This window comes from Streptomyces sp. NPDC016851, from assembly GCF_055562795.1.
Genome location: NZ_JBVHEP010000013.1, coordinates 93036 through 111644 on the forward strand (window position 1 = coordinate 93036; position 18609 = coordinate 111644).

Here is an 18609-nt window from a genome sequence, read left to right on the forward strand (position 1 = left end):
AGTACTCGGACCCGTGCGGCTGGGCCCCGAGATCCCCGACCGCACACCTCATTGAATAACACCGGGCGTCGCTTCGCCGGGTGAGCGCAGAACGCCCCGCACCTCCTCCGCGGAGAAACGCCACGACATCCAGACAGTAATTCCTTGACACGAATATTCGTTACGAAGAATACTCACCTTCATGGACGCACTCCTCAGCGCACTGGCCGATCCGGCCCGCTGGCGGCTCGTGAGCCTGCTGGCCGAGCGGCCCCGCTCGGTCGGGGTCCTCGCCCAGCTCGCCGAGGCGCGCCAGCCACAGACGACCAAGCACCTGCAGACCCTGGAGCGCGCCGGGATCGTCACCTCCCGGCGCATCGGCCAGCGCCGCATCTACGCGCTGCGCCCGAACGCCCTGCGAGATCTCGCGACTGCCCTCAGCCGGCTCGCCGATGCGGCGGACCAGGCCGATGGACCGGGCGCGACCCACGAGCGCTACGGGCTCGACGTCCAAGCAGAGCGGCTTGCCGCGGATGCGCCGGGGTGGGCGGACGGCCGCTCGTTCGGGTTCCTCCGGTCGCTGACGGCGCGCCCCGGACCGGTGTGGCATCACCTGACCGAGGCTTCCCTCCTCGCCCACTGGTGGACGCCCGACGGCCTCCGCGTCTCCGAGCTCGTTTTCGAGGCACGGCCGGGCGGGCGGATCGTCCACGAGTACCGCGACGCGGAGGACGCCGACGACTCCGACCCGGTCGCCGGGCGCGCGGAGGGAACCGTCGACGACGTGCGCCCCGGGGAGTGCCTTGCCTACCGGCTCTCCCCGCTCCTTCCCGACGGTGGCCTCGCCTTCACCGCACACGTCGAGATGGAGCTGCGGCCCACCGACACCGGCACGGACCTCGACGTGCACTGGCGGATCACCGACAGCACGGTCGACTCCGCGGACTTCATCGCCGGCATCGAGATCGGCTTCGGCCAGAGCCTCGACAAGCTCGCCGCGGCCCTCGACGCCAACGCGCACGACACCGTCGGCGCGTCTGAGCGCACCACGAAGACAGCCCACACCAAGAGACAGGACGGACAGCCATGACCAGCTCGACCGGACGCAAGGTGACGGCGAACCTCGGACTCACCCTCGACGGGCGCTACAACGGCCCCGGCGGGCCCGGGGACGTCGGCGCGATCGTCCCCTACGCGACCACCGATGTCGCGCGCGACCACCTCACCCGTATCTGGGAGGGCGCGACGACGGCGCTACTCGGCCGGGTCAACGCCGAGGGCTTCCTGGGATTCTGGCCGACCGTCGCCGAGGACGAGAACGCCGATCCGCGCGATCGCGGATACGCGAAGTGGCTGGTCGACACGGAGAAGGTGGTCCTGTCGAGCACTCTGACCGAAGCACCGTGGGCACGCACCCGCGTGGTGAACGCCCCGACCGCCGATGTCGTCGCCGAACTGAAGGCCACCGGCGGCGGCGACATCCTCGTCAACAGCTGCCCGAGCGTCATCAAGGCGCTCCTCGCCGCGGACCTCCTCGACCGGCTGTACCTCCTGATCTGCCCCGAGATCGCCGGGGGCGGGCAGCGGCTCTTCGACGACGGCCTGCCGAGCTCGAAGTGGAGCCTCACCCATCACGAGACGGGCGAGCTGGGCGAGGTCGCCATGGTCTACGACCGGGTCCGCTGAGCCCTCTCGCCGTGCCGGTGTGCGCTCAGGCCGGGTCCAGGTCGGCGTGCACCGGATGATGGTCCGAGTACTCGGTGGGGCGCACGCGGTGCTCGAGCGGGATCATGCCCCGCAGGAAGACGTAGTCGAACTTGAGCTGCCAGTCGGTGGTCGGCTCGCAGGTGCCGGCGGGCGCGGGACGACACCCGGGGTCGGCATCCGCGGCCAGTTCCCACATCGGGTCGAGCTCGGGGGCATCCGGCACCGCGTTGAAGTCGCCGAGCACGATGGCGCGGTCGTACCGGGCGACCTCTGGGGCGAGCACGCCCACCTGGTCCGCGCGGACGTCCTCCTGGAGCCGTTGGGCGAGGTGGGTGTTGAAGACCCGGACGGACCGGCCGCCCACCGTGGTGGTGACCGCCATGTACCCCCGGTCCTCGGAGCCGCCGTCGGGGTATTCCACGCTCACGCGGTCGGTCATCGGCGCCGCCGAGAGGATCGCCTGACCGAAGCCCCCCGGGCTCCACGGCAGTCCCCCGCAACGGCCCCAGTTCTGCAGGACCGTCCCGTACTCGACGCGGTAGACGAGCCCGTGCAGGGTCTCCAGGTACTCCCTGATCATCTCGACGTCGCGCACACACGCTTCCTGGAGGCCGATGACCTGGGGAGCATAGGCCGCGATATCCGCCGCCCGGCCGACGTTGCTCACATTGCAGGGATTGCAGATGTTCCAGGTCATGACCCGGTTCGGTACGGCCTCCCTGACAGCGGTGACGGGCAGTGCCCTGCCGGAGACGGCACCGCTCGGCGCACTGGGGCCGACGAGCACCATGCAGGCCACGGTCATGGCACCCGCGAGCAATCGCATGCCCCTTCCGAACACCATCGCCTCCTGAACGCGGGTCCCCCTGGCATCTGACACATCCAGGCATGAGGTTATGGGACGGTGCCGCCGGCAACACGCGCTTCGGGCAACCTCCTGAGGGCGAAGGACCGGTGGGCGGGTGCGCGCTACCGGGAGGGCTGTTCGGGCTGTCCGCCGTCGGCGTCGAACACCTTGGTCCAGGTGTCTTCGGACACGCTCAGCCCCTGGCCGAGTCGCACGTGCACATGATCGCCCATGAGGAGCCGCTTTCCTTGACGTCCGTTGCGGGATTCAGAGTGGAGGCTCGTCGCTTTTGCTGGCAATGTCATAGATCACACCATCTGTAACCGACAGCTCGCAGAGGCGAGGAGGTGGCCGGGATGCAGGCGCGGGAGCAGCGAGCGGACCTCTACGCGGTGCTGGGGGTGGAGCCCTCGGCGACGGCCGAGCTGCAGCAGCCCGCGGGGGCCGCCGGGGCGGCCGCGGGCGACGGTGCGGCCGGTGGCTCGTCCGAGGACGACGTGGTGGACGCGGAGATCGTCGACGACGACAAGCCGGAGGCCGGCGGACGATGACCGGGAGCGGGCCGCAGTACACCGAGCTGGCGGAGCTGCGGCGCCTGATGGAGGAGCGGACCGCCGACCTTCAGCGGGTGAAGGCCGAGTACGACAACTACCGCAAGCGGGTCCGGCGGGACCGCCTGGCCGTACGAGAGATCGCGGTGGCCAATGTGCTCCGGGCGCTGCTGCCCGTGCTGGACGCCGTGGACCGGGCGTGTGCGCACGAGCCGCTCACGCCGGGTCTGGAGGACATCGCCGGCAGCCTGGAGGAGCAGCTCGGCGCGCTGGGCGTCACGTCGTTCGGCGAGGTGGGCGACCCGTTCGACCCCGCCTGTCATGACGCCGTGGTGCACCACCCCTCCCCCGGCAGCGACCGGCTCGTCTGCTCGGCCGTCCTCCAGCCCGGCTACCGCCTGGGCGACCACCTGCTGCGCCCGGCCCACGTGGAGGTCGCGGGGCCGGCTCCACCAGCGGGGAATACGCACGAGGGCGACCGGGGCGTACGCCCCTCCCCAGCCGGTGGCGCGCCGCCCTTCCCCATCGCGCGCGGCTGACGTACGGCGTTACCAGCGGTGACCGGCGCATACGTCGCACACCTGGGTACCGGGAAGGAGGGCATCGCACAGATGCCGTCAACGCTCCAGCAAGCGGAGGTGACGAACGATGCAGCACCACGAGTACCTCGCCCGCGTACGCGAGCTCGGCGAGTACGGCAGCCAGGACGAAGCCGCGAAGGTCACCGAGGCCGTGTTGAGCGTGCTGGCCCAGAGGATCAGCCCCGGTGAGGTCGACGACCTCGCCTCCCAGCTGCCCGGACCGCTCGGACAGACACTCGCGGAAGCCAAGCCGCAGCAGGCCGAGAGCTTCGGGATCGAGGAGTTCTGCCGCAGGGTCGCCGAGCGCATCGGCGCCCGGCCGCGCACCGCCGAGTGGGACGCCAGCGCCGTCCTGACCACCCTGGCCGAGGCGGTCAGCGGCGGGGAGCTGAACCAGATCCTCAGCCAGCTTCCCTCCGGCTACGCCGGCCTGTTCGGCAGGGCCGACCTCGCCGGCTGACACGACCGGCCGGTCGGCGTGGTCCGAGGGGGCCTGCGCCGACCGGCCTGCTGCCGGCCTGGTCTCGAGGTCCGGTCCCGATCGCCCGGCGCCGTGACGAAGGGGCAGGGAGAGGGCGATGAGGTCCGCGAACCCCCGGGCGGGCCACGTGAAACAGCGGTGAAAACCCTGTGGAAGCGGTGTCGGTGTGGCCGCATATGCTGCACCGGACGATCACGTGGCATCAGGGGAGGGCGCGGCATGTTCGGCAAGTTGTTCGGCAGGGGTGCGGAGAGACCGGTGGCGGATCCGCATGCCCTGCCCGTCCCGCGCAGGCAGAAGAACGGGATGTACACGCTGCGTGCGCTCGGCGACGCGCGGGTGCTCGCGCTGGTGGAGGCGGCCGGCGCCGGCGACTGGGCGGCGGTCAAGGCGGCGCCGGCGCCCTTCGACCTCGGCCGTGACCACCAGGTCCTCGGTGAGCTGGCCGACGTGGACGGTGTGCAGGACTGGATCGGCCGGGCCGTCGAGGAGGACAAGGAGCACCGGGCGACGGCCCTGCTGATATCCGGGGCGCGTCACATCATCTGGGGCTGGGAGGCCCGCACGGCCGAGCGTGCCGTGAACGTCACGCAGGAGCAGTGGCGGGTCTTCCACGAGCGGCTGGACATCGCCGAGGAGCAGCTGCTGGAGGCCGCCGAGCTGCGGCCGGAGTGGGTCACCCCGTGGCGCCGTCTCCTGACCTCCGGCCGCGGCATGTCGCTGGGCCGCGCCGTCAACGAGACCCGGCTCGACGCCGCCCTGCGCCGTGACCCGCTGGACCTGGAGACCCACCTGGAGTGGGTGTCGCAGTTGCAGCCCCGCTGGGGCGGCGAGCCGGGCCAGGCCCTGGCGTTCGCCCAGGAGGCGTTCGCCCGCGCCCCGCAGGGGCACCGCCTCGGCTGCGTGATCGCCATGGCGTACATCGAGGAGTGGGTCGAGTCGGAGCGCGGGGACTACCTCCAGACGCCCGAGATCCAGGCGCAGTTGCGGGAAGCGGCCGACCACAGCGTCCTCCACCCGGCCTACGTGTATCGCCCGGGCTGGCAGCACGACTTCAACATGTTCGCCATGGCGCTGGCCCTGGCCGGTGAGCGCCATACGGTCCGGCGCGTCTTCCAGACGCTCGACGGCGCCTACACCAGCTGGCCCTGGACCTATTTCGCGGAGCCCGAGAAGCAGTTCGCCCGCCACCACCGCCGCGCCTGAGCGCCCACCGGCCTCGTTCCCACTCGCCCTCCCTCTTCCTCCGGACTGCCCGATGACTCTGCCCGACACCGCCACGAACCCGGCCGGCGGCGATCGCACCTTCCAGGTGGATCTGCGCGGCCTCGTCGACCTCCTCTCCCATCACCTCTACTCCAGCCCCCGCGTCTACCTGCGCGAACTGATGCAGAACGCGGTGGACGCGCTGACCGCCCGGCACGGCCTCGACCCGTCCGCGTCCGCCGGCGCCCTCGGTATCCGCCTGTACGCCGACGGTTCCGTGGTACGCGTCGAGGACGACGGCGTCGGTCTCACCGAGGCCGACGTCCACACCTTCCTCGCCACGATCGGCCGCAGCAGCAAGCGTGCCGAGCAGGTCGCCGAGCAACGCGCGGACTTCATCGGCCAGTTCGGCATCGGCCTGCTCTCCTGCTTCCTCGTCGCGGACGAGATCCACGTCCTGAGCCGCTCCGCCCGCACGCCCGACGCGCCCGCCGTGGAGTGGCGGGGACGCGGCGACGGCAGCTACACCGTCCGCGCCCTGCCCGCCTCCGCCCGCCCCCGGCCCGGCACCACCGTCACGCTGACGCCGCGCGCCGACGCGGGCGAGTGGACCCGGCCGGCGCAGGTGCACGCGCTGGCCCGGCACTTCGGCTCCCTGCTGCGCCACCCGGTGACCTTCGACGACGGCACGGCCGGACCCGATGCCCCGGGCGCGCCCGTCAACCCCGAGCCCGCCCCCTGGACGCGCACCTATCCCACCCCGGGAGCCCGTTCCCGCGCGCTCGCCGCGTACGGCGAGGATGTCTTCGGGTTCACGCCGCTGGACACCATCGAGCTGGACCTGCCGGTCGTGGGCCTGAAGGGCATCGCGTGCGTGCTGCCCGAGGCGGTCCCGGCCGGGCGCCGCCACGGCCACCGGGTGCACGTCAAGGGCATGCTGCTGTCCGAGCAGGCCGAGGAGATCCTGCCCGACTGGGCGTTCTTCGTCCGCTGTGTCGTCGACGCCGAGAGCCTGCGCCCGACGGCGTCCCGCGAGTCCCTGTACGAGGACGACACGCTCGCCGCCGTCCGCGACGCCCTCGCCGAGCGGCTGCGCGCGTGGATCGCGCGGGCCGCGGCCAGCGACCCCGACCTGCTCGGCCGTTTCCTCCAGGCCCACCACCTGGCCGTGAAGTCACTCGCCGTGCACGACGACGAGATCCTGCGGATGCTGCTGCCCTGGCTGCCCTTCGAGACCACCGACGGGCACACCACCCTCGACGAGTTCGCGCGCACCCACCGCACCGTCCTCGTGACGTCGACCGTGGAGGAGTTCCGGCAGGTCGCCGCGATCGCCTCGGCGGCCGGGCTCGGCGTCGTCAACGGCGGCTACACCTACGACCGCGAACTGGTCCACCGGCTCCCCGAGATCAGGCCCGAGGCGAGTGTCGCCGACCTCGACCCGGCGACACTCACCGCCCACCTCGACCCCGTCGACCGGGAGACGGAACTCGCCGCCGCGGCCTACCTCGCCCAGGCCCGGGACGCCCTCGCCGTCTTCGACTGCGACGTCGCGCTGCGCACCTTCCAGCCCGCCTCCGCACCCGCCCTGCTCGTCGACAGCCGCGAGGCCCGCCACGAGCGCACCCGCTCCCAGCTCGCCCGCGAGCAGGAGGGCGGCCTGTGGGGCGACATCCTGGGTGCCCTGCGCCAGGAGGCACCCCGGGCCCAGCTGATCCTCAACCAGCTCAACCCGCTGGTCCGCACCGCCGTCACCATCGACGAGCCCGAGCTGGCCCGCACCAGCGCCGAAGCACTCTACGGGCAGGCCGCGATGCTGTCCCGGCGCCCGCTCAGGCCCGCCGAATCGAGCCTCATCAACCGCTCCTTCCTCGACCTCCTCGCCCACGCCCTCCGCAAGGACAGCTGACGATGCCCACCGCACCCCATCCCCAGAGCCCGGACGAGCTGTACCAGGCGCTCCAGGAGAACGACCGGCGCCCCTACGGCCGCACCCGCACCGTCACCGCCGAGGAACTCGTCGACGCCGCCGAGCAGTTCGCGGAGCCTCTCCCGCTCGTCCGCGCGCTCCTCGAACTCCAGGAGGCGTACACCTACGGCTCCGAACCCCGCAAGTCGCCCGTCGTCTTCGCCCGCCTGCTTACCCTCTTCGACGAGCAGCCCGACGTCTTCGACGAGCGCCTGCGCCACATGCTGTTCTGGCGGTTCAAGTGGGTGGCCCACGCCCTGCGCCAGCTGCCCGAGATACCGCTGACGAGCCTGCGCCAGTGGCTCACCGAGATGCGCGACCGGTACGAGAAGGCCGGCCTGGGCCTGCAGCCCTACTACGGACAGGCGTACCAGCTCGCCGCCCACGTCGGCGAGGACACCACCCCCGCCTACGAGCTGTGGGCGGCCCGCACCCGCACCCGGCTGAGCGACTGCGAGGCCTGCGAGACCTGCGAGCGCGCCCTGTACCACCTGACGGCGGGCGACGACGAGCGGGCGCTGCGCACCTGGGAGCCCGTCCTGGCCGGGAAGGAGTCCTGCCAGGAGGAGCCGGCCCGCTCCGTGTCGTACGCCCTGCTGCCGCTGCTGCGCACCGGCCGCACCGACCGGGCCCGCGAACTGCACCTCGCCGGCTACCGCGGCTGCCGCCGCAACCCCTCGATGGCGCAGGAAGTCGGCCGCCACCTGGAGTTCTGCGCGCTGACCGGCAACGAGGCGCGCGGCCTGGAACTGCTCTCCGAGAACCGGAACCTGTTCGACGAGGTCGACTCGCCGCTGGACCTGCTCGGCTTCCTCACCGGCGTGGAGGTCCTCCTCCAGCGCGTCGAGCACCTCGGCCACGGCGAACTGACCGCCCCCGGCTACGCGGGCCGCACCTGGACGGTGGCCGGCCTGCGCGCCGAGGTGCGCGGCCGCGCCGACGACCTCGCCGCCCGCTTCGACGCCCGCAACGGGACCACGGCCCACACCGACCGCCGCAGGGCCCGACTCGACCGTGCCCCACTCCTGGACACGCTGGAACTGACGCTGCGCACCCGCAGCCTCGACGACGTGGCCCCGGCCGCCGCCCCCGTGGCCGCACCCGTCTCCGCGACCGCCGGGGGCCGTGCGGCCGCCACCGTCCCCCAAGAGCTGCGCGAACTCATCCTCCACGCAAGGAAGTCGGAGGAGCAGGGACACCCGGACGCACCCGCCTGCTGGGCGCGGCTGCGTACGCTCGTCGCCGCCCGCGACTACGCCCACCCCGACGACCCGGCCGTGGGCCCGCTCGTGCGGTTGCGCGCGGACCTGCTGGCCGACGAGGCGAACCGGGCCGGCGAAAAGGACGAGTTCGCCGTCGCCGCCGACCTCTACGAGGAGGCCGCGGGCCTGTACGAGGACGCCGGGCTGCCGGGGCACGCGGCGGTCGCCCGGGGCAGTGCCCTGCTCGCCTCCGCCGAGATCCCGGTGCGGGGCGACGACGGGGCCGAGGCGACGGCCGCCGCGCTGTCCGCCGCCCACGCGTCCATGGTGCGCCTGCACGAGGAGACACCCGGCCTGGCCCCGTACCAGGAGGCCCGCCTGCTGCGGCTGCGGGCGACCTCGCTCGGCCTGCGGCTGCAGGCGTCGAGGAGCGAGGAGCACGTCGCGCCCGTCTTCGCCGAGGCGGACCTGCTGCACGCGTTCGCCACCCGGCACGATGTCGTCGGGCAGATCTCCGGCGCCCTGCTGCTGCGGGCCAGTACGCACGCCATCTCCGGTGACCTGCCCGCCGCCGTCACGGAGATCGACGCCCTCCTCGACCGGCTGAGGGCGCACGGCCCCGCCTGGCACCTGCCCCGCACGCTCGGGCTGCGGGGCCGGCTCCAGCTCGGCCTCCGGGACGCGCAGGCCGCGTACACGGACCTGGCCGAGGGGCTGCGACTGGCCGCCGAGTGGCCCGCGGACGCGGTCGACACCAGCCGCCTCCACGGTGACCTGGCCGAGGCCTGCATGCACCTGGGGCGTCCCGAGGAGGCACTGCGGCATCTGACGCGCTCCGCGGAGGTGGAGCTTCGCCGCGGCAGCCGGACGGACGCGTTCTGCACCTACAGCAACGCGGCTCAGCTCAGCCTCGACCTGGGCCGCGTCGAGGACTGCATCGCCCTGCTCGACTCCCTGCTGGCCGAACCGGACATCACCGCCGGGGAACTGGACGACCGGCTCGTCGCTCAGCTGCGGCTGACCCGCGCCCGCGCGCTGCACGCGGGAGACGATCTCAAGGCCGCCACGGCGGAGTTCATCGCCCTCGCTTCCGAGTCGGCAGGCTGGGACGACGACCCCGGGAGCCACGCCATCATCGCCGCGGAGACCGCCGTGCTCCTCGGCGAGTCCGGCGAGTTCGGCCGGGCCCGCGAAGCGGCGGAGCAGGCACTCGCCGCCCACGCCCGGGACCCGCGCTACGAGCAGCTCAGCAACTGCCTGCGCGAACTCGCCCGGCTCCAGGGCCAGCAGCAGGGCCCCGACGGCCTGGCCGGCGCCCTCGCCTTCCTCGCCGACGCCGGCCGCGTCGCGGAGGAGGCCCGCGCCGCCGGGTACGAGGCCCACGGCCGTTCCCTGGACACCGCCCTGGCCTACGAGCACGGGCGGGTCAACGCCTACACCGGTGAGTACGAGGACGCGCTGGCCGCCCTGGAGAAGGCCCTGGCTCTGCTCGGCGAGCCGGGAGCGGAGCAGGACCACGCCGCGGAGTGGGCCGAGTGCGTCCGTCTCGCGGCCGTCGTGGAGGGTCTCTACCTGGAGCGCCCCGCCCCTGCCCTCATCCGCCTCGAGGCGGCGATCTCCCGTCTCACTCCCCTGGGTCACACGGACGAGACCGAGGCACTGGCCTCCTTGGCGGCCCGGCTGCGCGACGAGGAGTGACACGGCCCTCCGGTGCCGGGGCGGGGCGGGCTGTCGCCTCGGCACCGGGGGCCGTCTCACGGTGCTCTGCGGCGACGCCCCTTCAGGCCCGGTTCAGCCGGGCAGCGATTCCGTGGCCGATCAGCAGATAGATGACCGCCGGGAGGCCGTAATTGAGGACAACACGGAGCCCCTCTGTGTCCATCGTGAAAATGTCCTGTGCCCATCCGGACAGCCAGTCCGCCATTCCGTGGACGAACTCGACAAAGGGATTCCCCTGGTTCGCGTCGAGCAGGTAGAGCACGATCCACAGGCCCAGGAAACCGGCCGCCACGTCGGCGATCGTGCAGACGGCAAGGGCTATGCGCCGCGATGTGGCCTGGTCACGCCCGGGGCGGCCATGCCCCGGGGGCTGGGGCTGAGGCTGGTCGTACGCCTGGTATCCGGCAACCGGGTCGGTATTGTTCACAGGAAATTCCCATCTCGCGCGTAAGTGGTTTACAGGGGTCGCCCCAGGCAGTCGGATTCAGCCTCGGACTGACTCATTACTGCCTCTTACTGCGCCACGCGAGCAGCGCCGTGTTACACCTCGAACCGCGAAACGGAGACTCGCGATGATGCCCTTGACCGAGATCGATCGACTCAAGCGGACCGTGTCCGAAGCATGGGACAGCCCGATCGCCGACCAGGTCGCCGCCCGGTGGGGTTACGCGGCCGGCACTGCCAAGTGGTGGCGCTCCAGTGCCTCCCATGTATTCGTGCTTCCGGAGGACGGCCGACGGCGTTACCTGCGGTTCGTTCCCGACTCGTATCGCGGCCCGAAGTCCCTGGCCGTGGTGGCCGAGCTGATGGCACGGCTCAGCGACGGCGGCTCGGCGGTGGTGCGGCCGGTCGCCACCGAGTCCGGGACCCTGACCACGACCGTGGCGACCGGTCTCGGTGCCGTGCACGCCATGGTGGTCGAACCGGCGCCCGGCGCGGACGTCGACGTCAGCGAGCTCACCGCATCACAAGCACGGCAGTGGGGGCAGGCACTGGCCCGGCTGCATCGCGATGCCGCCGGGCTCGACGCCGGGCTGCCCGAGGCCTTCGGCGAAATTCCGTCCGTCGGCACGCTGTTCGCCGATGACGCCGAGTTGGTCGAGGCGACGGCGCGGCTCTCCGACGTGATGAGCGAGTTACCGCGTCGACAGGACCACTGGGGTGTGGTGCACGGTGACTTCGAGCTGGACAACATGGCCTGGGAGGAGGGCGGGCCGGTCGCCTACGACTTCGACGAGGCCGCCCTCTCCTGGTACGCCGCCGACGTCGCCTACGCCGTGCGCGACCTGACCGACCCCACCGGTCGGCCCGCCCCCGTGCACCGGGCGCGGTTCGACGCCTTCGTCGACGGCTACCGCGGCGTGCGCCCGTTCGACGACGAGGACTTGGGGCGCCTGCCGCTGTTCGCCGGCCTGCATGCCGTGGCCTCTCTCGTGCGCATCACCCGCGCGCTGGGCGAACCCGCTCAGGGGGAACCGGATTGGCTGGGCGAGCTGCGCGACGATCTGACCGGCATGGCCCGCGCCCACCGGCGACTCGCGATCGACATCGGCCGGCACTGTGTCAGAGGTCGAACTCGAGGTGCTCCACGTCGGTGAACTCGACTTCGAGGCCGTGGGCACGGCGGCCACTGTCGCGGAAGTACACCTCTCCCAGTGCCTCGGCCGCGATGTCGCGCAGTTGCTGTTCCGTGCCGCCGGCTTCCTTCGTCTCGAAGAGGCGGGCGGCGTACTGCGGGGGCAGGGCGACGGTGAGGTGGCGCAGCCGGGCGTCGTCGGTGGAACCGGGGGCGGCCGTGTAGCCGAACCGGGCGCGGGTGTCGATGACGATGCCGCCGGTGGTGGCCGCCGCCTGTTTGGCCCTGGACCGGATCTGGGGCTGCCACCTCGCTGTGACCTCGCGCTCCATGCGCTGCGCGAGGTCGGCACGGGGCTTTCTGATCTGGTCCTTCACATACCGTTCGACGGTGCGCTGGGTGATGCCGAGCAACTCGGCCACCGGCCTGGTGCCCTTGAGCTGTCTGACCAGGTAGCGCATCTGCGCGCCCGCGCTCTTGGGGATCGGGCGCGTGAACGCCTTCCGCAGCGCGGCGTCGAGGCCGTCCCCGACCGTGTCCATCGGCCCGCTCCCCTACTCTCCGTCGTCCTTGGCTGTGACCTCACCGGTCTTGATGTAGCGGGCCAGGTTGAGGACCTGGCCGTACTTCTCCCGCACCGCTTCGGCCCACAGGGTGGTCTGGGTGCCCTCGTGCTTGACCATTCCCGGTGACACCCCGAGCCGGAAGCTGCCCGGCACCGTCTTGTCGTCGGCGTCGTAGGGCAGGACGTCGAGCGGGCCGGGACCGTCGGCGGCGTAGACGGCGCAGTCCGACAGGACCGCCACCGGATACCGGCCTGTTGCCGCCGCCAGGTTGAGCATCTTGCGGTGCATGTTGATCCGGGCCCGGGAGATGACGGTGGCACGGATGTCGGGCCGCCACGTCGGGCGGGAGAGAGCCGGCCAGGGCTGCCCGGGCTTCCAGCCGCCGCCACGCGCCCGTTCGCGCAGCTTGCCGATGCCGCCCTTCACCGTGGACTTGACCGCGTCCAGGACGATCGCCATCTCCGGATCGCGCTGCTTGCAGCCGTCCATGGCCTCCAGGAACTCCCGGGTGACGAGCTTCTCGCCCACGCCCAGGTCGGTCATGGTGTCGACGTACGCGTCACGCAGCCGTTTGTACCAGCCGTCCAGGAACCTGCCCTTGTCCTCGCGTACCCAGGCCTCGGCCGGGGCGACGTCGTAGCCGAGCTCCACCGCGTACGCCACCGTCGGGGTCGCGTACCAGGCAGGGCCCTGCGGGCGCTCGCCGGTCGGCGTGAACGGGCTGGGCAGCAACGCGCTCTCGAGCCGGCGCCACTGCTTGCCGACCTGGACGCGGGAGAGGTCGACGTGGGAGAGGTCGACCAGCCATGACCCGGGCAGCGTCGGGTCGAAGACGGGGTCGGTGAGGTGCACGGGCGGCGTCGCCAGGCCGACGACGGCACCGTTGGCCGCGGCGCCGAAGGCGAGGTTGACGTCGATGCCGACCAGGTACCGCCGCATGCACTCGGCGTCGGTGAGCTCACGCGCCCAGTCGTACGCCTCCTCGAACAGCATCTCGTCCGGGCCCCGCTGGTGGAAGCGGGGCAGGCCGGCGAGCAGCGGGTGGCCGTCCGGGGCCTCGCACGGGGCGCAGTCCATCGGGTGCTCGCCCAGTGAACCGGGGCGGTGCTCCTTGTGCCGCTTCCCGTTCTCGTCCGCCTCGCTCGCCCGGGTCGGAGGGTTGAGGGCGGTCATCAGTTCCAGGCCGGTGACGGCGGTCGAGCCGCACGGTGTCATCACGCGGGTCGCGTAGGCGCCGAGCACGCGGGCGAGTTCCGCCGGCTCGAGCTGCGCGGCGTGACCCCAGGTGCGGGCGTCGAGGGCGCCCCACGACGGGATGCACAGCTGCACGCACTGGCGCCGGCGGCCCTGGGCGGGGCGGTAGACCCGCGCCCACGGCCCGAACCCTCGCTTGGTCAACTGCCAGTCGGCCCGGTCGAGTTGCTTGAGGACCTTGTGGCCGTCCGGGAGGCGCCCGGTGAGCCGCTCGGCGTCCGAGAGGGCCACCGGGAGCCCGTACCGCTCGCACGCTCGCTCGGTGAGCACGAGCAGGGGGTCGGCGTCCCTGCCGGAGCCGTGCAGCCTCGCCGCTCCGAGCTGAGCCTCCTTCAGCGCCCACTCCACCAGCGCGGGAAGCGACTTGGCGGGGACGTCGAGGACGAGGCCGCCGATGCCGTACCCGGTCGTCCGGGAGCCGTCGTCCACGTCGATGACGAGCAGCGGGCCGTTGGCGAACCGCGGGTCGGCGTCGGCCGCCGGGGTGTGCGCCGGGGCCGCCTTCTTGGTGCCGGGGCGGCGCGACGTCGGTGACGGCCTGGTCGTGGCGGCCGCCGGACGCGGCACGGCGGCAGGGCGGGCGGGGCGGGGTGCGGCGTTGCCGGGGGGATCCTCCGGGGCCGGGTCCGCGGATCCTGTGCGGGCCGTGGGCGGTTCGGTGGGTGGTTCGCCTGCGGACGGCGCCGGTGCGGCGGGGGCGGCCGGCGTCTCCGGAACGGACGTGTCCTTCGGGGGCGCCGCGGCGTCGGGGGCGGGGTAGAGCTGGGCGAGCTGCTTCAGCATGCGGGCGTAGGCGTCGCGCTCCGGCGGGCGCGGTTCGGTCTTGCCGGCCTCCCAGCCGCTGACCGTCGCACGCCGCACCTGCAGCGCGGCGGCCACCTCGTCCAGCGTCAGACCGTGGGCCTGGCGCAGCCGCTTGCGTTCCGCCGGGGGCGGCAGCGGGGAGCGGGACGCGACCAGCGCGTCGACCGCGTCGAACAGCTCCGACATCGGGTACCTCCTGCTCCGTCACCCTAGCGTGGAGCGTCGGTTTCCCGTACCAAGCGCGTACGTTCGGCGTTCCTGGGTCGGTGGTCTCGCGACGGCGTCACGTCCCGGCCGCGAACCGATCGGAGAGGGTGTGCTGCCGCGCCGGACGGCACAGGCCGGTGTCGCGCAGGACGCGGTCGACGGTCGCCCCGAGGGAGCTGTCGGCGCCGATGACCGTCTCGACTCCGCCGGGCAGCAGATCCAACGGCCGGTACCACTCGCGCAGTCGGGTCTCGTCCACCTCGTCGGCGATCGGCTTGGTGGCATGCCGGGCGAGGGTCTCGTCGAACGGTACGTCCAGGTAGTAGTGACGGGTCGGGCCGCGGTGGTCGGCGCTCAGCCGGCCGAGCATGTCGCCGTAGCGGTCGGCGGAGAGGATGCCTTCGACGACGACGTGGAAACCGGCGTCCAAGGCGTAGCGGGCCACGGTGTCGATCAGGCCGATGTTCGCGGCCCCGGGCAGGTCGTGTTCGCGCAACACGGTGCGGCGGAGGTTGTCCTGGGCGACCAGGGCCAGGCCTCGGCCGAACTTCTCGCGCAGACCGGCCGCGACGGACGACTTGCCCGAGGCGCTGTTGCCGCGCAGGACGATCAGCCGGGTTTCCTCGCTGCCCACCTTCACGCCGGTCACCCTACCGGCGGGCGACGGCCCCGCGTGCGGAGTGGCGCAGGCAGGAGAGGGCCACCACGAACGGCCAGACCGACTGGAGGGTCGTGACCGCGCGTTCGGCGACACCGGCGACGCCGTGGAGTTGCGTCTCGACCAGGAACCATGCCGCGCCCACCGCCATCACCGCGGTGGCCCCGAGGGACGGTAAGGGCCGCAGGGCCCAGGGGACGCCGTCGCCGGTCCGGACGGCCAGGACGGGCCATGCCGCCAGGACGGCGAAGCCGATGACGGCGACCGAGCCGTGGCCCAGGGAGCCGCCGCTGCTCGGCGCCGGGACCATGGCCACCGCCAGGGCTGCCACTCCCCCGGCCGCCAGGGCCAGCCGGCCGGGGGTCGCGGCCGCGCGCAGCCCCCAGGCGGTGAGCAGGTGGCAGACGCCCAGGGCGATGAACGCGCCTGTCATCACCCAGTAGCCCGAGCCTCCCGGGGCCGCCAGGACGCTGATGGTCTGGGCGGCCGGGTCGTAGGAGGGTCCTTGCAGTGCCGCCGCCACCATCCAGCCGATGATCAGCACGGTGGGGGCGCACGCCGACGACAACAGGACCCATTTCGGAACAGATCGCACCAGGACACCGTAAAACGGATCACCCTCCCCGCTCGTCCCACTACCGCCGCTCCGGGCGGGTCCGTCCGGGAGTTTCGCGGCACGATGGACCCGTGCGCCGACGGCGCCCGTGGCGGTCCGGTGCTCTGCCCGCGGAAAGGTGATCGGTCATGGAGCTCACCCTGGTGGTGCTGATCATCATCGTGGGGCTGACCTTCGACTTCACCAACGGCTTCCACGACGCAGCGAACGCGATCGCCACCTCCATCTCCACCAGGGCCCTGACGCCGCGTGTGGCGCTGGCCATGGCCGCGGTGATGAACTTCTTCGGCGCCTTCCTGGGGACCGAGGTGGCCCAGACCGTCGGCAGCGGGATCATCGGCGCGCCGGAGGGCGAATCGGGTCTGCTGCTGGTCCTGTGCGCGCTCCTCGGGGCCATCGGCTGGAACGTGTTCACCTGGTGGCGAGGGCTGCCGACCTCGTCCTCGCACGCGCTGATCGGCGGGCTGGTCGGTGCCGCGCTCGCCGCGTCCGCCACCGTGCACTGGTCCGGGATCGTGGAGAAGGTCGTCCTGCCGATGCTGCTCTCCCCGCTGGTCGGTGTGGCTCTCGGCTACTCCCTGCACGTGGCCATCCTGTGGCTGTTCCGTCGTTCGACGCCCCGGAGGACCACGCGCCGCTTCCGTATGGCACAGACCGTCTCCGCCGCCGCGATGGGGCTGGGGCACGGCCTGCAGGACGCGCAGAAGACCATGGGGGTCATCGTGCTGGCGCTGGTCACGGCGGGCTGGCAGGAAGGCTTCTCGGTTCCGTTGTGGGTGATCGCCGCCGTGGCGGCCGCCATGGCCGCCGGCACCTACAGCGGCGGGCGCCGCATCATCACCACCCTCGGCCGGCGCATCGTGCACCTCGATCCGCCGCGCGGGTTCGCCGCCGAGACCGCCGCCGCGACCGTCCTCTACACCACCGCGTTCCTGCTGAAGGCGCCGATCTCCACCACGCAGACGATCACCGCGGCCATTCTGGGTGCCGGTGCCACCCGGCGTGCCTCGGACGTACGCTGGCAAGTGGCCCGCTCCATCGTCACGGCCTGGGTGCTCACGTTCTTCGGCGCCGGGATTCCCGCCGCCGCGCTCTACCTCCTGCTGCACGCCGTCACCGGTCTGTGATGCCCGCCCGGAGGCCCGCATGATCGCCTTTCCGCCGTCCCGGCAGTCCCCTGACATACCGCCGGCCGGACTTCCGGCGCCCGGGCGTTTCGCGCATCTGGACCCCGGCGACGGTGCCTGCCTGATGGAGAGCGCCGCGCTGCTGGCCGGCGGCGGGTTCACCGACAGCCCCGCCGGTACACATCCGGCGCTCGCGGCTCTGGCCCGCGTGGTCAACGACAGCGTCGGTGACGCCACCCGGCACGCCCTGTGGCCTCTGGCCGCCGAGCTCGCCGACGCCCGTCCCCCGGACAGGGCGTACACGTCGCTGCTCGTCGGCTCGGTCGTGGGCGCGGCGCGCGTACTGCGCCCCGCGTCCCGGCGTCTGGCCCGGCACGGCCGTGCCTGCCGCCGGCGGAGCGAGAAGCTGGCTCACGCCCCTGGGGGCGGGCTGCCGGGCCGTACGGCCGATCTGCTGTGGTGGCGTGGCCCGGGGCGGCGGTACCTGGAACACGCACTCCGGGTGCTGTGCGCCGCGCCCGACGCGGATCAGCGTCTTGCCCGGCTGCTGCGTCGGGCCGTGGCGGAAGCCCGGGATCGCGCGGCCGGGGACGGCGTGGCGCGGGGCGGGCGGGTGCCGGCCGGGGAGGGTCGCGAGGGTCGCTGCAACCGGTAGGCGCGCGGGCCCGTCCTACAGGGCACCATGATCCTTCCACGCTTCACCGACCCCTGGACCGCGCCGGTCCGGCAGTTGCTCGACTTCGCCTGGACGCAGACCCGGGCGTGCGCGTTCGCCATCGCGCTGCTGTCCGGCGTGGCCGTGTCCGCCCTGCTGCCCGACCTTCCCTTGGCGCGCTACGACCTGCTGGTGGTCTACGGCGTGCTGCTCACGCTGGTGTTCTGGCTGCGTGGCTGGGAGAACGGGCGGGACGTCGCCGTCATCGCGGCCTGCCATGTCATCGGCCTGGCCTTCGAGCTGGTGAAGGTGTCGCTCGGTTCGTGGAGCTATCCGGAGCCGGGCGTGCTGAAGTTCGCCGGCGTTCCGCTGTACGGCGGGTTTCTGTACGCGGCTGTGGGCAGCTACGTGTGCCGGGCCTGGCATCTGTTCGATCTCGGGCTCGTGCGGTACCGCCCGCGGGCGACGGCGGTGGTGGCCGCGGCCATCTACGTCAACTTCTTCAGCCATCACTGGCTGCCCGACGTCCGCTGGGTGCTGACTGGGCTGCTGCTGGCCGTCACCGCGGGGACGTCGGTGTGTTTCACGGTGCGGGGTGTGCGCCGGCGGATGCCGCTGGCGCTGTCCTTCGCCCTGATCGGGTTCTTCCTGTGGGTGGCGGAGAACCTCGCCACGCTCGTGGGTGCCTGGCGCTATCCGTACCAGGAGCACGGCTGGGAGCCGGTGGGGGTGGAGAAGTTCGGCGCCTGGGCGCTGCTGATCAGCGTCACCTTCGTCCTGGCGGCGGTCGGGCGGGCGCGGGGAGCGCGAGTCGTCGACAGGACTCCGGCCACGTATCATCCTATGGACACAAATTAGGTGATTTGCCTTCGAGGGTCGTCACCGACCGTGACCATCCTCGCCG

The 18609-nt window shown here is 72.5% G+C and carries 18 protein-coding genes; 12 read left to right on the forward strand and 6 right to left on the reverse strand.

Going from position 1 to position 18609, the window contains the following annotated elements:
• Positions 1-181 precede the first annotated feature (181 nt).
• Complete coding sequence (locus tag ACZ3I3_RS21920) at positions 182-1069, forward strand: metalloregulator ArsR/SmtB family transcription factor (RefSeq protein WP_467367475.1); 888 nt, start codon at positions 182-184, stop codon at positions 1067-1069.
• Positions 1066-1665 (forward strand): dihydrofolate reductase family protein, encoded by a 600-nt coding sequence (locus ACZ3I3_RS21925; RefSeq protein WP_467367477.1) that lies wholly within the window; start codon positions 1066-1068, stop codon positions 1663-1665. The genes ACZ3I3_RS21920 and ACZ3I3_RS21925 overlap by 4 nt, the downstream gene beginning before the upstream one ends.
• 25 nt (positions 1666-1690) lie before the next feature.
• On the opposite strand, the gene ACZ3I3_RS21930 is transcribed toward ACZ3I3_RS21925, so the two are convergent.
• On the reverse strand, positions 1691-2530 hold the full coding sequence (locus ACZ3I3_RS21930) for an endonuclease/exonuclease/phosphatase family protein (protein ID WP_467367479.1): 840 nt from the start codon (positions 2528-2530) through the stop codon (positions 1691-1693).
• Positions 2531-2880: 350 nt separating this feature from the next.
• Between ACZ3I3_RS21930 and ACZ3I3_RS21935 the strand changes: the two genes are divergently transcribed.
• The 6 genes from ACZ3I3_RS21935 to ACZ3I3_RS21960 all read left to right on the forward strand — a co-directional run bounded on the left by ACZ3I3_RS21935 (position 2881) and on the right by ACZ3I3_RS21960 (position 10221).
• Positions 2881-3084, forward strand: a complete 204-nt coding sequence (locus ACZ3I3_RS21935; RefSeq protein WP_467367481.1) for a hypothetical protein — start codon at positions 2881-2883, stop codon at positions 3082-3084.
• Positions 3081-3623 carry a nucleotide exchange factor GrpE gene (gene grpE, locus ACZ3I3_RS21940; protein ID WP_467367484.1) on the forward strand — a complete coding sequence of 181 codons (543 nt, stop codon included), beginning with the start codon at positions 3081-3083 and terminating at the stop codon, positions 3621-3623. The genes ACZ3I3_RS21935 and grpE overlap by 4 nt, the downstream gene beginning before the upstream one ends.
• A 109-nt stretch (positions 3624-3732) precedes the next feature.
• Positions 3733-4125: a DUF2267 domain-containing protein gene (locus ACZ3I3_RS21945; protein ID WP_399410633.1), complete on the forward strand. Its 393-nt coding sequence runs from the start codon at positions 3733-3735 to the stop codon at positions 4123-4125.
• A gap of 240 nt (positions 4126-4365) precedes the next feature.
• Positions 4366-5352 (forward strand): hypothetical protein, encoded by a 987-nt coding sequence (locus ACZ3I3_RS21950; protein ID WP_467367487.1) that lies wholly within the window; start codon positions 4366-4368, stop codon positions 5350-5352.
• A 52-nt stretch (positions 5353-5404) separates the two neighbouring features.
• Positions 5405-7261, forward strand: a complete 1857-nt coding sequence (locus ACZ3I3_RS21955) for an HSP90 family protein (protein WP_467367489.1) — start codon at positions 5405-5407, stop codon at positions 7259-7261.
• 2 nt (positions 7262-7263) lie between these two features.
• Positions 7264-10221, forward strand: a complete 2958-nt coding sequence (locus ACZ3I3_RS21960; protein ID WP_467367491.1) for a hypothetical protein — start codon at positions 7264-7266, stop codon at positions 10219-10221.
• An 82-nt stretch (positions 10222-10303) separates the two neighbouring features.
• Here ACZ3I3_RS21960 and ACZ3I3_RS21965 read toward each other — a convergent pair whose 3' ends face one another.
• Positions 10304-10669 carry a hypothetical protein gene (locus tag ACZ3I3_RS21965; protein ID WP_467367493.1) on the reverse strand — a complete coding sequence of 122 codons (366 nt, stop codon included), beginning with the start codon at positions 10667-10669 and terminating at the stop codon, positions 10304-10306.
• 145 nt (positions 10670-10814) lie between these two features.
• Here ACZ3I3_RS21965 and ACZ3I3_RS21970 point away from each other — a divergent pair, with 145 nt between their 5' ends.
• Positions 10815-11840 (forward strand): phosphotransferase enzyme family protein, encoded by a 1026-nt coding sequence (locus ACZ3I3_RS21970; RefSeq protein ID WP_467367495.1) that lies wholly within the window; start codon positions 10815-10817, stop codon positions 11838-11840.
• On the opposite strand, the gene tpg is transcribed toward ACZ3I3_RS21970, so the two are convergent.
• The 4 genes from tpg to ACZ3I3_RS21990 all read right to left on the reverse strand — a co-directional run bounded on the left by tpg (position 11806) and on the right by ACZ3I3_RS21990 (position 15902).
• Positions 11806-12360 carry a telomere-protecting terminal protein Tpg gene (tpg, locus tag ACZ3I3_RS21975; protein ID WP_467367497.1) on the reverse strand — a complete coding sequence of 185 codons (555 nt, stop codon included), beginning with the start codon at positions 12358-12360 and terminating at the stop codon, positions 11806-11808. The genes ACZ3I3_RS21970 and tpg overlap by 35 nt on opposite strands.
• A 12-nt stretch (positions 12361-12372) precedes the next feature.
• A complete protein-coding gene (gene tap / locus ACZ3I3_RS21980; RefSeq protein WP_467367499.1) occupies positions 12373-14628 on the reverse strand; it encodes a telomere-associated protein Tap in 2256 nt (751 codons plus the stop codon).
• Between the two features lie 97 nt (positions 14629-14725).
• Positions 14726-15298, reverse strand: coding sequence for an AAA family ATPase (locus ACZ3I3_RS21985; protein WP_467367501.1), 573 nt, complete (start codon positions 15296-15298; stop codon positions 14726-14728).
• Between the two features lies 1 nt (position 15299).
• Positions 15300-15902 carry a DUF998 domain-containing protein gene (locus ACZ3I3_RS21990; protein ID WP_467367502.1) on the reverse strand — a complete coding sequence of 201 codons (603 nt, stop codon included), beginning with the start codon at positions 15900-15902 and terminating at the stop codon, positions 15300-15302.
• A 149-nt stretch (positions 15903-16051) separates the two neighbouring features.
• Here ACZ3I3_RS21990 and ACZ3I3_RS21995 point away from each other — a divergent pair, with 149 nt between their 5' ends.
• From ACZ3I3_RS21995 to ACZ3I3_RS22005, 3 genes are read left to right on the forward strand one after another with little or no spacing between them, the layout of a single operon-like run.
• The gene (locus ACZ3I3_RS21995; RefSeq protein ID WP_467367504.1) at positions 16052-17050 is read left to right on the forward strand and encodes an inorganic phosphate transporter; all 999 of its coding nucleotides are present in this window, start codon (positions 16052-16054) and stop codon (positions 17048-17050) included.
• Between the two features lie 19 nt (positions 17051-17069).
• A complete protein-coding gene (locus tag ACZ3I3_RS22000) occupies positions 17070-17705 on the forward strand; it encodes a hypothetical protein (protein ID WP_467367506.1) in 636 nt (211 codons plus the stop codon).
• 27 nt (positions 17706-17732) lie between these two features.
• Positions 17733-18563: a DUF817 domain-containing protein gene (locus ACZ3I3_RS22005; protein ID WP_467367508.1), complete on the forward strand. Its 831-nt coding sequence runs from the start codon at positions 17733-17735 to the stop codon at positions 18561-18563.
• The last annotated feature ends 46 nt before the right edge of the window (positions 18564-18609 follow it).

What these genes read in the sequence shown, in the direction of transcription:
- ACZ3I3_RS21920 (WP_467367475.1), top strand. Translation starts at nt 182, where the DNA reads ATGGACGCACTCCTCAGCGCACTGGCCGATCCGGCCCGCTGGCGGCTC.
- ACZ3I3_RS21925 (WP_467367477.1), top strand. Translation starts at nt 1,066, where the DNA reads ATGACCAGCTCGACCGGACGCAAGGTGACGGCGAACCTCGGACTCACC.
- ACZ3I3_RS21930 (WP_467367479.1), bottom strand. Translation starts at nt 2,530, where the DNA reads ATGGTGTTCGGAAGGGGCATGCGATTGCTCGCGGGTGCCATGACCGTG.
- grpE (WP_467367484.1), top strand. Translation starts at nt 3,081, where the DNA reads ATGACCGGGAGCGGGCCGCAGTACACCGAGCTGGCGGAGCTGCGGCGC.
- ACZ3I3_RS21945 (WP_399410633.1), top strand. Translation starts at nt 3,733, where the DNA reads ATGCAGCACCACGAGTACCTCGCCCGCGTACGCGAGCTCGGCGAGTAC.
- ACZ3I3_RS21950 (WP_467367487.1), top strand. Translation starts at nt 4,366, where the DNA reads ATGTTCGGCAAGTTGTTCGGCAGGGGTGCGGAGAGACCGGTGGCGGAT.
- ACZ3I3_RS21955 (WP_467367489.1), top strand. Translation starts at nt 5,405, where the DNA reads ATGACTCTGCCCGACACCGCCACGAACCCGGCCGGCGGCGATCGCACC.
- ACZ3I3_RS21960 (WP_467367491.1), top strand. Translation starts at nt 7,264, where the DNA reads ATGCCCACCGCACCCCATCCCCAGAGCCCGGACGAGCTGTACCAGGCG.
- ACZ3I3_RS21970 (WP_467367495.1), top strand. Translation starts at nt 10,815, where the DNA reads ATGATGCCCTTGACCGAGATCGATCGACTCAAGCGGACCGTGTCCGAA.
- tpg (WP_467367497.1), bottom strand. Translation starts at nt 12,360, where the DNA reads ATGGACACGGTCGGGGACGGCCTCGACGCCGCGCTGCGGAAGGCGTTC.
- tap (WP_467367499.1), bottom strand. Translation starts at nt 14,628, where the DNA reads ATGTCGGAGCTGTTCGACGCGGTCGACGCGCTGGTCGCGTCCCGCTCC.
- ACZ3I3_RS21995 (WP_467367504.1), top strand. Translation starts at nt 16,052, where the DNA reads ATGGAGCTCACCCTGGTGGTGCTGATCATCATCGTGGGGCTGACCTTC.
- ACZ3I3_RS22000 (WP_467367506.1), top strand. Translation starts at nt 17,070, where the DNA reads ATGATCGCCTTTCCGCCGTCCCGGCAGTCCCCTGACATACCGCCGGCC.
- ACZ3I3_RS22005 (WP_467367508.1), top strand. Translation starts at nt 17,733, where the DNA reads ATGATCCTTCCACGCTTCACCGACCCCTGGACCGCGCCGGTCCGGCAG.